At 41.3% G+C, this 13,495-nt stretch carries 11 protein-coding genes; 7 read left to right on the top strand and 4 right to left on the bottom strand.

The features are described 5' to 3' along the window. Window positions 1–617 precede the first annotated feature (617 nt). The 3 genes from ACHEVO_RS12055 (at window position 618) to ACHEVO_RS12045 (ending at window position 5,253) form a co-directional block, all read left to right on the top strand. Complete coding sequence (locus ACHEVO_RS12055) at window positions 618–2,933, top strand: sensor histidine kinase (protein ID WP_394125075.1); 2,316 nt, start codon at window positions 618–620, stop codon at window positions 2,931–2,933. Window positions 2,934–3,038: 105 nt separating this feature from the next. Further along, window positions 3,039–3,995 (top strand): response regulator, encoded by a 957-nt coding sequence (locus tag ACHEVO_RS12050; RefSeq protein ID WP_341610299.1) that lies wholly within the window; start codon window positions 3,039–3,041, stop codon window positions 3,993–3,995. Window positions 3,996–4,305: 310 nt separating this feature from the next. Beyond that, window positions 4,306–5,253 (top strand): D-2-hydroxyacid dehydrogenase, encoded by a 948-nt coding sequence (locus ACHEVO_RS12045; RefSeq protein ID WP_394125074.1) that lies wholly within the window; start codon window positions 4,306–4,308, stop codon window positions 5,251–5,253. A gap of 11 nt (window positions 5,254–5,264) precedes the next feature. Here the strand turns inward: ACHEVO_RS12045 and ACHEVO_RS12040 are convergent, their stop codons facing one another. After that, the gene (locus tag ACHEVO_RS12040; RefSeq protein ID WP_394125073.1) at window positions 5,265–6,890 is read right to left on the bottom strand and encodes a flavin-containing monooxygenase; all 1,626 of its coding nucleotides are present in this window, start codon (window positions 6,888–6,890) and stop codon (window positions 5,265–5,267) included. Window positions 6,891–6,987: 97 nt separating this feature from the next. Then, window positions 6,988–7,701, bottom strand: coding sequence for an RluA family pseudouridine synthase (locus ACHEVO_RS12035; protein WP_298810318.1), 714 nt, complete (start codon window positions 7,699–7,701; stop codon window positions 6,988–6,990). 480 nt (window positions 7,702–8,181) lie between these two features. Here ACHEVO_RS12035 and trxA point away from each other — a divergent pair, with 480 nt between their 5' ends. From trxA to ACHEVO_RS12020, 3 genes are all read left to right on the top strand, one after another. Beyond that, on the top strand, window positions 8,182–8,508 hold the full coding sequence (gene trxA / locus ACHEVO_RS12030; RefSeq protein ID WP_057761928.1) for a thioredoxin: 327 nt from the start codon (window positions 8,182–8,184) through the stop codon (window positions 8,506–8,508). Window positions 8,509–9,033: 525 nt separating this feature from the next. Next, complete coding sequence (gene rho, locus ACHEVO_RS12025; protein WP_055125334.1) at window positions 9,034–10,302, top strand: transcription termination factor Rho; 1,269 nt, start codon at window positions 9,034–9,036, stop codon at window positions 10,300–10,302. A 317-nt stretch (window positions 10,303–10,619) separates the two neighbouring features. After that, the gene (locus ACHEVO_RS12020) at window positions 10,620–10,847 is read left to right on the top strand and encodes a hypothetical protein (protein ID WP_057761930.1); all 228 of its coding nucleotides are present in this window, start codon (window positions 10,620–10,622) and stop codon (window positions 10,845–10,847) included. Between the two features lie 195 nt (window positions 10,848–11,042). Here ACHEVO_RS12020 and ypfJ read toward each other — a convergent pair whose 3' ends face one another. Beyond that, entirely contained in the window at window positions 11,043–11,930 is an 888-nt protein-coding gene (gene ypfJ, locus ACHEVO_RS12015) for a KPN_02809 family neutral zinc metallopeptidase (protein ID WP_341610303.1), read from the bottom strand. A 544-nt stretch (window positions 11,931–12,474) separates the two neighbouring features. Here ypfJ and ACHEVO_RS12010 point away from each other — a divergent pair. Continuing rightward, window positions 12,475–12,831, top strand: a complete 357-nt coding sequence (locus ACHEVO_RS12010) for a hypothetical protein (RefSeq protein WP_165598186.1) — start codon at window positions 12,475–12,477, stop codon at window positions 12,829–12,831. A 246-nt stretch (window positions 12,832–13,077) separates the two neighbouring features. Here ACHEVO_RS12010 and ACHEVO_RS12005 read toward each other — a convergent pair whose 3' ends face one another. Beyond that, entirely contained in the window at window positions 13,078–13,377 is a 300-nt protein-coding gene (locus ACHEVO_RS12005; RefSeq protein ID WP_057761935.1) for an integration host factor subunit alpha, read from the bottom strand. Window positions 13,378–13,495: the final 118 nt, after the last annotated feature.

The following is a 13,495-nucleotide window of genomic DNA, read 5'->3' as shown; positions in this document are numbered from 1 at the left end:
ATAAAAACAGCAATGGCGGCTAACAATGGCTAAATAAGGTTGTTCACACCACAAAATGTCAAAAAAACATAGAAGAAGTGCCACAACACCAATTAAGCCAATCGTTCAGCCCAACCATTATATAACGTTAGCGGGTAGATGAGTGCGTTAAGTTGACTTTTCAAGAGCAGATTCATACAAGATGACGCGAATGCTAAGCATAAGTTGGTCATATAAAACAATAAGATAACGACTCGCAAGTATAGAAAAAACATTTACATCATAAAATTGTTTCTATACTGTTACTTTATGAAAATAGATGTGTTTTTCGTTACGTCAATTGTTCATATTTATTATTAAAAAATAGTATTTAGCGCTTTCCTTCTACTTATCGACAGGTATCAATATTCACAAGTAGACGAATTTTAATACTTGTTATAGGGACTTAGTTTGTAGATAAGCGGATGGGTTTATGGATTGCGCCCTTCCTTAGAAGTAATGGCTTCACATCGTTGTGCTATTTATTCAGACATTTAGACATCAAATTATTCAGCATTAATAATCGCAGCTCTTTTTATACAAAAAATACTGCTAATCGTATTTTTTGTACTTTATATAATTCAAGGATGAATACATTTATGAGTGCCTCCAAAAAAGTTGGCTTATTTAACCAAGTCAGTACCCAAGTTACCATTATTTTGTTTCTTGCTTTTGCCGTTGTTGTTGCCGTTGTGGTTTACATTGTCGAAAAAGAAGGCTATGAAAAAATCAGACTTGAGTCAGGAAAACTAGTGGCTCAACGAGGGAATACCGCCGTCAACAGCATCTCGGCTGATGTCAATCGCGTCATGCGTAGCGCGTTGCAACTACAGCAAAGCGCTCAAACACTGCCAATCGAAGAAAATATTTTGCAGACCAGCACGGCTAACGCTTTTGATAAGCGCGATTATAGCTTATTAGGTAGTGGTGGTATTTGGCCTGATAATGGTGCGCTCGGAGACAGTACAGCGACTCATCCATTTTTGATGGTGCGCCAAGATGGCGATTACCGAGCAATATTAACGGATCCAAACCCTGCTAATCCTTATTACAATGAAAACTGGTTTAACAAAGTAAAAGTACTCAGACCTAATGGCTGTATATGGGCTGATGTAAGCCCCACTCAAACCAAAGGTGAATTGGCAATGAGCTGCGGTGTCGCTATTGAACGTGACAATCAGTTTTGGGGTGCAAGTACCGTTAACTTTACGCTCAACCAGCTACAAGAAAACATCGTTAAGCTGAGTGAAAGCTCTGGCTCAGGTTATATTTTATTGATTGACAACAGTAATAAGGTTATCGCTTCATCTAACCCTGAGCGCTTGAACTATATTGACGAAGAGACTGGTGTCCCACTGGATATCAAACAAGTCATTGATTCAGACCCTGCGTGGCAACCTATCTTAGATTTTTTAGATGCTCAGCATAGTGAGATTATCAAACAAATTGCCGCAAAAATGCCTCCTGAAATACAACAAGTCATTGCAACACTTGATAAAAATGAGGCCACTGCTGTTAGTAGTTCTGAGCTTATCAACTACGCCGCTTATTTGAATGCTAATGCAAGCAATACAAGCACGATGGACAGTCGCTTGCTACAAAGTTTCGATCTAACCAATGACAGCTACTACAATGGTAGTCAGGCATATGTTTTCCAGATTCCTGAGACCTACTGGAAACTAATCGTAGTTCAACCAGATGCTGCCGTTAATGCTATCGCAGATAACTTAAGCAAAAACCTGATCAACTTAATCATGCTAGCGTTATTTATAACTGCTGCACTGATCTATTTCATGCTGACATTCTTAGCATTCAAACCATTGAAAAAGACCACAGACAAAATCTCTCTCGCAGAAAAACTAATTGATGATAAGCAATATAATAAGCTTAGTGACGTCAAATTTTCAGGCGGACGTAATGAAATTGGCCTAGTAAACCACTCTATTAGTGAGCTACTCCATCGTATCCAATCTAATGAAGGTAAGCTTGCTAATATCAATCAACAGCTAGAGATTAAAGTCGAAGAACGCACCGCTGAACTACAAGACACACTAAAAGAGCTGAAAAACTCTCAGCTACAGCTGATCCGTTCTGAAAAAATGGCCACACTTGGTCAGATGGTTGCAGGCGTTGCTCATGAAGTAAATACACCATTATCTTATGTACAAAACAACCTCGAAATCATCGGTCAATTGACTGAGCAATACGAAGAGCTGATTGAGTTGGTACAAGGGTTAAAAGGCGTTCAATCTGAAGCAGCTGCTGCTGATGACAAAATAGATAAACTGTTAGCAGATATTGTCCGTGCTTCGGATGAAATCGAAGAAGATGATTTATCGTCTGAGCTAAAAGAGCTGATTAAAGACTCTTTGTTTGGGGTGGAACAAATTACCGAGATGGTACTTAACTTACGTAACTTTGCACGCCTTGATGAGTCAAAAGTGAAAACCATTGATGTACGCGAATGTATAGAATCTTCTCTCAAAATTGCTGGGAACTCTATCAGACATCAAGATATTGTCACCAATTTTGGCCCAACACCTGAAATCAAATGCTCACCATCGCAAATCAATCAGGTATTAGTCAACCTATTAAACAATGCTTCGCAAGCAATGGAAGGCAACCCTGATGACAAGATTGAGGTGCGTACCTACGCTGATGAAACCAACCTCTACATTGAAGTAACTGATAATGGTAAAGGCATGAGCCAAGCAGTATTGGATCAGATATTTGAGCCCTTCTTTACTACAAAAGCGGCAGGTGAAGGCACTGGCCTCGGCATGGCAATCAGTCAGCAAATCATGGAACAACACAATGGTACGATTACCGCTACATCTACTGAAGGTGTTGGCACGGTGTTTACCTTAACCCTACCCATCAACAATAATTTAACGGAACAAAGTATGTCGGCATAAGCAACACGCTTATTATATTGTCGGCGCAGCTCAGTTGTGCGCTGTGCTGACAACAGACATAACACTTACAATCTAGCCTCTATTATTCATCGTAAGGATACGATCATGAATGAAGTTAAAGACAACATACAACCCTCTGCTCTAAGTACTGGACCTAAACCGAAAATTGCGTTTATTGACGATGAACAACGCATTTTACGTTCTATGAAACTCCTCTTTCGTAAAACTCATGACGTTTTTATCACGACCGATCCCACTGAGTATATTGACTATATTAAAAACAACCATGTATACGTAGCAGTCAGTGACCAACGCATGCCTGAGCGTGTCGGTGTCGATATCTTACGTGAAGTAAAAGACATATCACCGTCTACCATGCGTATTTTATTAACGGGCTATGCCGATTTGAATGCCATTATTGGTTCTATCAACGATGGAGAGATTTATCGTTATTTAACCAAGCCTTGCAAGTCTGAGGAACTCATCGCTGTGGTTGGGCGTGCCACTGAAATCGCGTTGACTTACAATCCAGATGAAGATGCCGATCAGATTGATAGCTCAGACAATAAGCAAACCCTGTTGGTTATCGATGAAACAAATGAGCTAATCGAACAAATCCGCAAGCAGTTCTCCAACAATTATAAAGTACTGCATGCTGAAGGTTTAGAAGAGGCTTATGACTATCTGGCAAACTACGACATTGGTGTGTGTATTACTGACATCAATGTTAGTGGCGAAAACATCGCACCAATAATCTTCACTTTAAAGCAAGATGCACCGCATTTGGTCGTTTTGGTGCAAACTGAATTCCAAGATGCAGGGTTGTTGATTGATTTAATTAACAAGGGTCAGGTCTATCGATGCTTGCCGAAGCCGATGCGCGCGAGCTTGCTAGAGATTAGTGTTAATCGTGCTTTCCAACATCATACTAAACTCAAAGCGAGTCCTGACTTGGTAAAACGTTATGAAGTCGAACACGACCCTGACAATGATGTGCGTATTGATTTGAGTAATCGCGTACGCAGTTTCATTGGCAAATTGCGCAAGCGTTTTTCTTTTTAGCATTTGTTATTAACAGTGTTTGCAAAGTTGGCTTGATAGCGCTTGTAATACAAGCTGCATCAACGAAAAAACGTATTGTCTAACTATAAGACCTCTACTTCGATATTGAAATAGAGGTCTTTTCTTTGTTTACAGTAACATCCATTTTATAGATACTGCTTTCACGCCAAAAATAAAGTGAAAATTCCTTTTTGCTGCTTACTTCTTTTTGACTAAAAATACCAACGTGCTACATTAAGCCGATAAGGATTCATGCGATAGCCATTTATTCGCTAATTATCTATAAGACAACAATAAGTAAGGACTAGCCATGCAAGCCGTTTTTTTAGATAAAGGTACTTTTTCTGAAGGTATTGACCTGCCCGCGCCAATGGGTGTGAGCGATTACATCACTTATAATGACACGCCAAAAGACACGGCTGTTATCATTGAGCGTTGCAAAGATGCTGACATTATTATCACCAATAAAGTGCAAATCGGTGCAGAAGTCATAGAGCAGCTACCGAAACTCAAGCTGATCCAACTGACTGCCACTGGTATGAATAACGTCGATCAAGAAGCTTGCGATAAGCACGATGTTGCGCTTTTTAATGTCGCTGGTTATGCGGTCAAAAGCGTGCCCGAGCATACCTTTATGTTAATGTTAAATGCAATGCGCGCAGGTATCCATTACCATCAAAAAGTCGCTGACGGCACATGGCTGGCAAACGGTAATTTTTGTCTGCTGGATATTCCGTTGATTGATTTGGAAGATAAGACACTAGTTATCATCGGTATTGGCACCATCGGCAAACGCGTAACCGAAATCGCTCGTGCCTTTGGTATGACCGTACTATGGGCAGAGCACCAAGGACGTGAACCACGCAGCGACGACTATACCGCGTTTGATGAAGTGCTAGCATGTGCCGATGTAATCAGTCTACACTGTCCATTGAATGAACAAACTGAGCATCTTATTAATAAAGACACTCTGGCAAAAATGGTTAAACAGCCGCTCATCGTCAACGTCGCACGTGGCGGCATCGTTGATAGCCAAGCATTAACTGACGCGGTTAATAATGAGCAAATCATCGGTTATGCTAGCGATGTGTTTGAACAAGAACCGATCGCTGACGATGATCCGCTCCTCAGTATCAGCGACCATCCGCGTGTTATCTTTAGTCCGCACAATGCATGGGGCAGCAAAAGCGCCCAAGAGACCTTGTGGCAGATGTTAAGTAAGCAAGTCGCCGATTTCATCACTAACCATCATCAATAACTACCAAGATGCTAACGACTAAACCGTAACCAGTCGTCTTTTATCTTGCGATACTTAAGCATGATTCGATCGCTTAGATAGTTGTTGGTCACAAACCAAGGATAGCGATCGCCTTGCTTAGGTAGCTCGTCTTTGCCGCGTCTGACATAACCAGACGATAGCGAACCCATCACGGTATCTGCTTGAGCACAGGCTGTCATATCGGCAGTCTGTGCTTGTGGTAATGCGACTTGGTAGCGGTTTTTATGCATATACCCCAGTAACCTCACTACATACTGACAAGCCAAATCGATTTTTAGTGTCCACGAAGCATTGGTATAGCCAAACAGTGCAGCCAGATTAGGTATGCCTTCTATCATGACTGCCTTATAGGTCATACGCGTGCCAATATCGACAGCTTGACCATCGATATATACCGCTGCCCCGCCCAACATCTGTAGCTTTAAGCCAGTCGCGGTAACGATGATATCAGCGTCGAGATGCTGGCCAGATTGCAGCATAATCCCTGTTTCAGTAAAGTGACTGATTTGATCGGTCACTACTGTTGCGCGTTTGTCCTGCAGGGCTTTGAATAAATCACCGTCAGGTACCGCACATACTCGTTGATCCCATGGATTATAGTCAGGCATAAAATGCTTGCTATCAACGCCGCTACCTTTTAACTCTTTTTTCACCCCATTTTTTAAAACTGCCTTCATCACCTTGGGTGCGTGAGTCGCAACTTTGTACAGGCCTTGCTGTCTCAACACATTGCGCGCACGCAGTACCGTATAAGCTTGCTCCTTTGATAATGGTGAAAACTTGCCTGATAACCAGTCAATAGCATGGTCATCACCCGGCACGCTTGCCACATAGGTCGGCGTACGCTGCAGCATCGTGACATGACGCGCACACTGATTATTGTCTTTATCTACTAGCGCAGGTAGCAACGTCATCGCCGTGGCACCACTACCAATAACGACAACTTTTTTATCATCATAGTCTAGATTATTCCAGTGCTGTGGATGGACGATTTGACCGTGAAAACCCTCCTCTCCGTCAAAATGAGGACGATAGCCTTGCTCATAATCATAATAACCAGTGGCACCTACGATAAACTTAGCAGTCTTAACAAACCTCTCACCGCTTGCATGGTTTTTAATGGTTACTGACCACTGTTGATCCTCACTAGACCATGATATCTGCTGAACTTCATGCTGATAGTGGATATGCTCGGTCACCCCAAATTCGTGTGCCGTATCAGCGATATAGCGCTTAATATCATCGCCTGCTGCAAGCATTCTATAGTCAAGCCACGGCTTAAAGTTATAACCAAAGGTCAAGGCGTCAGAGTCAGAGCGAATCCCTGGATAGGTAAATAAATCCCATGTACCACCCAAATCAGCACGCTTTTCTAAGATAGCAAAGCGCTGTGGAGATTTTTGCTTATTAGTCGGTTTTGCCTGCTTTTGCTTTTGGGGAGCTTTACGACCGAATAGGCCTTTATGCTGCTGTTGCTGTAAACGGCAAGCCATACCAATACCTGCAATACCCGCACCGATAATCAATACTTCATAGTCGGCTACTTTATCCGTCTTTGACTTTTTACCTTTAAGGCGGTTTTTGATAGCCTGTTTGGTCGTGGTGATATCAAGCATACTTTCATCCTTGTATTTGCATGACTGGCATTTTATAGCTGGCTTTAGAGCCGTTGTTTATCGCACCTATTAACCGCAAGCGGCAAAATTTAACGATTTAAAATGGGCAAGGACTTTCCCAGTCCATCCAAGCACCCAGTACCGGATGCTTTAAACGCAATTGCTGTGCATGTAAGTTGAGCCTTGGGGCTATCTCTAATGCGGCACCTTCAGCATAAATCGGATCGCCAATCATCACATGATCGACATGGACCATATGTACGCGTAGCTGATGGCTGCGACCAGTGACTGGCTTTAGCATGACCCTAGTAACTACCTCGCCATTACAGGTTTCGTGAGCCACAACTTCGTATAGCGTCAGCGCATGCTTTGACCAGTCGTGATCGACGATATGGCGTGGTTTGGTACTTGGCTCATAGCGCACTGGCACTGATATCTCACCAGTTGCGCCGACTTGCTCCCATTCACCAAAGACACGCGCTTGGTATTTTTTTTGCGGTAAACGCTCGATGAATTGCTTACTGATATTGGTTTGCGCTGCTGCATTTTTTGCAAAAATAAGCAGTCCCGACGTGTCCATGTCTAAGCGGTGAATCAACTTGACGGCTGGATTGGCACGCTCAAGACGAGCAAGCAGACTGACTTTGAGTGTCTTGCCATCGACGCTCAATAGGCCTGCAGGTTTATCAACCACCCAAATGTCATCGTCTTCGTAAACTGTAATTTCTTGCGCAAAATTTTTAAAGAACTCAAGCGGATAAGCGCTTTCTTGGGCATTGAGGGCATTAACTTCTTCATCGGTAAAAGGCATAAATTTAACTACTTATGTAAATTGGTTTTGAGATAAGGATTGTTGGTGGCTAATACTTCAGACACGACAGCTATATTTGGCACGACAGCCATTTTAGGAACAATGGTTATTTGGACAAAAGAGCAAAAATTTGGCTGATTTTTAACGTTATTAATATCGCTAGCTGCTAATCAATAACTACTATATAAACGAGGTAAACATAAAACTTCTATCGCACTGAGATACATACTTTGATAAGGATAATCGTATTAAATAACAGATTAGACACTCTTGTGCTGCACCGTTTCGATTTATTGTGCTAATACTAGTTGTTAAACAATTTAACCAGCCTGTATCTGTCAAATTAGGGCAAACATGTTAATATAATGGCACATTTTCACCCCTTCTAAACAATTCTTTGACCACCGACTGATTTATTATTAAACCAATATATAGGTTGATGAGTGGTGATAGAAGTAATAAAACAAGAGAGATAAAATTATGTCAGACCTTATTGTACATACTACCGACACAGACTTTGATCAAGACGTTCTACAATCAGACGTACCTGTATTAGTAGACTTCTGGGCGCCATGGTGTGGTCCTTGTAAAGCCATCGCTCCTATTTTAGAAGATCTAGCGACTGAGTACCAAGGTAAAGTTAAAATCGTTAAAGTAGACGTGGACAACAACCCACAAGCGGCTAGCCGTTTCGGTATCCGCAATATCCCAACGCTATTTGTATTCAAAGATGGCGAAAAAGTTGATTCAGTAATGGGCCTACAGCCAAAAGCTGAATTGGCTAAAGTACTAGACAAGCATTTATAAGTTAGATTTGCTCGCTCTAGATTACCTTGAGCGGGTAAAATAGAATAACCGAGAAAGCCATTATCTAACTAAGATAGTGGCTTTTTTGCTTGTTTTTTGTGCAAAAAACTCGATAATATGACTTTTTTGGCAAAATTTATTGACAACGCTATTGTGAAGACCGTATAGTCTGCTGACAAGAGAAAACCAACTGTTTTCCTAAGTATCTTGTCGCTATTCTCCTCGTGTTTATCAACAAAAACACAATCGTCATTATAAACACCATTGCTGAACAAAATGACTAAACGCAATTACTGATATTGAGTTTTTGACGCAGACTCTTATGTAGCCTTTTTTATCCTTATTTCTTATTACCTTGCATCCAATGATGGCAATGCGTACATAAGCAGACATATAAAACCAAAACTACATAAACTACAGCGCTGTGCACACACCCATATCATCATATTACCGTTATTTTAATCACTGTCGTGACTTGTGCTGCTAATGGCATCTCTCATCTGATCAATTGCTAATGACCTATCTATGAATCTTACTGAATTAAAGAAAAAATCAATCGCTGAGCTATTGGCTATCGCCAAAGAAATGGGTCTTGATAATATGGCGCGTAGCCGTAAACAGGACATTATCTTTGCTATTCTAAAAACCCATGCGCGTAACGGTGAAGCCATTTATGGTGACGGCGTACTTGAGGTTCTTCCTGATGGTTTTGGATTTTTGCGCTCATCAGAAGGCTCATATTTAGCCGGTCCTGATGATATTTATGTCAGCCCTAGCCAAATTCGCCGTTTCAGTCTAAAAACTGGTGACAGTATCGCTGGTACGATTCGTCCACCAAAAGATTCTGAGCGTTATTTTGCATTATTAAAAGTTGGCGAAATCAACTTTGATACGCCAGATCGCTCACGTCATAAGCTTATCTTTGAGAACCTGACGCCCCTATTTCCAACTGAGCATTTAAAACTTGAGCTTGGTAACGGAACCACTGAAGATTTGACTGGTCGTATCATCGATCTAATTGCTCCGATTGGTAAAGGTCAGCGTTCTATCATCGTCGCACCGCCAAAAGCAGGTAAAACGATGTTGCTACAAACCATTGCACAGTCAATTACTCGTAATAATCCTGAATGCTATTTGATCGTACTATTGATTGATGAGCGTCCAGAAGAAGTCACCGAAATGGTACGTACGGTACGCGGTGAAGTGGTCGCTTCTACTTTTGATGAGCCGCCACAGCGTCACGTACAGGTTGCTGAAATGGTCATCGAAAAAGCCAAACGTTTGGTTGAACACAAGCAAGACGTGGTAATTTTACTTGATTCAATTACGCGTCTAGCACGTGCTTATAACACGGTCATCCCATCATCAGGCAAAGTATTGACGGGTGGTCTGGATGCCAACGCCCTAGAACGTCCAAAACGTTTCTTTGGTGCTGCGCGTAACGTTGAAGAAGGTGGTAGTTTGACCATTATTGCCAGTGCATTGATTGATACTGGTAGTAAGATGGATAGCGTTATTTTTGAAGAATTTAAGGGAACTGGTAACCAAGAGATTACGCTTGAGCGTGACTTGGCTGAAAAACGTGTATTCCCTGCGATTAATATCAAAAAATCTGGTACACGCCGCGAAGAGCGTCTATTGGACGAAGACAAGCTGCGTAAAGTATGGATTTTACGCAAACTACTTCAACCGATGGATGGCGTACAAGCCACTGAGTTCTTGTTGGATCGTCTAAAAGAAGCGAAAACCAATGATGAATTCTTTGAGCAAATGAAGCGTAAATCACAGAACTAATTCTTAGTTAGTTTGCTAGACATATTCAGCTTTGATTCAATATTAAGACTACCTATAGGTAGTCTTTTTTATGGCAGCATCAAAATATTAATAGTTAAGCCAATTAAACTATGCTGCTCTGTCGTTCACAGCTATTGCCGATGATACAGTACGGCAACATCGCTTACATCTCGTTTGCAAAGTTTAGCGTTTTTACTACGACTATATTATTAGTAACCGACTATTATGACAGACAGTAGGAATATACTTGAAAATATCATGGACACAGTATTTTGAAGGTATTGTATTTTAAACTTGATGACTTAATAGGTGATAATATGAAATTTGCTAAAACGATCGCAATGACTGCAATTACTAGCTCAGCCCTAATCATGACTGGTTGTAACTCTTATAGTGGTATGAGCAACACAGCTAAAGGTGCTACTGCTGGCGCAGCAGCTGGTGCTCTTATTAAAAGCAAAGGCGACAGCAAAGATATCGCTCGTGGCGCATTGGCTGGTGCAGCGATTGGCGGTGCTGGTGGTTATGTTCTTGACAACAACTAAATCTTTCTACGCTGATATTATTTGACAATTGGTTGAGTGATATCAGATAAAAGATGATAAAAAAGCCTGCGACTCGTTGCAGGCTTTTTTATGTCTTAATTTTTACTATAAATCCATGCACTAGACTTATAATAAAAAACATCAGTCTTAAAAAACATCGTTAGTTAAATACACGATTATTAATATATATGTCCATTAAAGTGCACCGCTGAACGTATCACAAGATTGTACATTACCGCTTTCTAGACCACGGGTGAACCATTCGACACGTTGTTGACTGGTACCATGAGTAAAGTTATCAGGCACTACTGCACCACCACTCGCTTTTGCCAGACGATCATCACCGATTTGACCAGCAGCATTTACCGCTTCGTCAATATCACCAGCCTCTAAAAACTGTACACGCTCTTGATTGCGCTGTGCCCATACACCAGCAAAACAATCCGCTTGCAACTCTTGTAATACTGAGAGCTTATTGGACTGTGCTTGAGTCACTTGCTGACGAGCTTCATTGACCTGTTGGCTAATGCCCAGTAGCGTCTGTACATGATGGCCTACTTCATGTGCTATCACGTAGGCCTGTGCGAAATCGCCAGCCTTGCCTTGGTTCTCTTCACCACCAGAGCCTTGCTGATCGCCTGAAATACCAAGATTCTGACGCATCTCTACGAAGAATGACGTATCCAAATAAACAGTCTGATCCCCTGGACAATAAAATGGACCTGTTGCAGAGCTAGCACTACCACATGCCGAGCTGACCTGACCATTAAACAAAATCAATGACGGCTCTTGATAAGTGCTACCAGCTTCGTTAAAGATTTGATGCCAGACTTCTTCTGTATCTGCCAATACAACTTTCACAAACTGCGTGTCTCGGTCTGTGCTAGTTGCAACCTCAGTAGATGATTCACTACCACCGCCTGTGACCGCTTGGCCTGTCTGTAATGCGGTCATTGGGTTTACCCCAAATACCAACCACAAAATACCAGCGATAATAATACCGCCAATACCACCGCCAATCATCTTACCGCCACCTGTGCTAGAACGCACATTCGAACTGCCTCGTCTACCTTGCCATTTCATAATTCTATTCCTCAAATATAGATTGATTCACTATTTCTATTAACTACTATCTCTACTAGCCACTACTTTTATTAATTATTACTTATGTTATATATTATTTGGCCAGCTAATTCACGCTATGACCTAGTCTACTATCCTAAAAGCAAGTAGAAACCTATAAAATTGCTAACTTAACTAGGATTTATGTAATACAGGATGGCCATCTCACCATTTAAATTCATTTTTAACCATGAAAACGGGGTTAATATCAACAATTCAAGACAAAAAATGAGAACCAAAAAAGCGCTCAATCCCTCTGATGTCATTGATTATACGTCGATTAATTTGGCTTCTTGTATTAAAAAGTATATCGGATAGACAAAGTAAAATATTATTTTAAATTTTATTGTTACTTAATTGTACAGACTATTTCTATTTACTTAGAAAACCTATAGAATGCGTGGAAGCTGAGTAGCTGTAACTAAGACTAGTTGAATTCTGAGAAATCTCGGATTTCGACCTTTGTTGCTGCTACTGCTCATTTCATTTTTCCGGAGAAAACCATATGAAACTTAAATTACTTGCTCTAGCTGGTATCATGACTGCAACTATGGGCCTTACTGCCTGTGATAGCAGCAAAGAAAACGCTGCTGAAGATTTATCTGACGCGCAAGAAGAAGTGCAAGACGCTTCTGAAGAGCTAAACGAAGCTGCTGCTGAAGGCGAAATGACTGCTGATGCTGACGCTGCTGTTGCTGGCGCTGAAGCTGACATCGCTGATGCTCAAGAAGCAACTGCTACTGACGAAATGGACGCTGAAGTTCCTGTAGACGGCGACACCACTAGCGTAGACGTAGCTAGCGAAACTGATACTGCTGCTGTTGAAGCTTCTGACGAAGTAGTAGTTGAAGAAGCTCAGTAATTTATTGTTCATACAATAGATAAACTGTAGTAAAAAAAAGAGAGCCTATGCTCTCTTTTTTTATGTCTATTATTTATGATCTTAGTAGGATTTTACTTTATAGATAATCCTAATATAGGATACGTGCCGCAATATCGAAATACATAGATGTACGCAAAAATAACTAAGTGCAAATACGCACTAGCATTCTTATGAATTCACGATAAAACAGACACACTATCGTTCAGCGCAGTGCCAAACTAAGTATTAGCTATCAAACAAACGCTCGTCAACCTTCTGACGAAACTTCTGTCCTGTCTTAAAAGTAACCACACGGCGCGCGGATACTGCAACAGGCTCCCCTGTTTTCGGGTTACGGCCTGGACGGCTGTTTTTATCTTTAAGCTCAAAGTTGCCAAAGCCTGAAAGCTTGACCTCTTTGCCATCAATCAAACTCTCTGACAGCTCATCAAAAAAGTTCTCCACCAGACAGCGGCCTTCTTGGCGTGTTAGGTTTAGGTGACTCATCAAATGCTCAATCATGTCAGATTTGGTTAAGGTGCTCACAGTACGACTCCTATGCTATGTCGTGATGTCGAATATCATGGTTTAGCGGTATGAGGGTTAAGGCTAGCTATTATAAAGGTTTTTTGACCATTTTTTAACAAAGTCTTCATTAAAATCC

This window comes from Psychrobacter nivimaris (assembly GCF_043419765.1).
Taxonomy (GTDB): Bacteria; Pseudomonadota; Gammaproteobacteria; order Pseudomonadales; family Moraxellaceae; genus Psychrobacter.
This window is presented reverse-complemented; position numbering and strand designations above follow the sequence as displayed.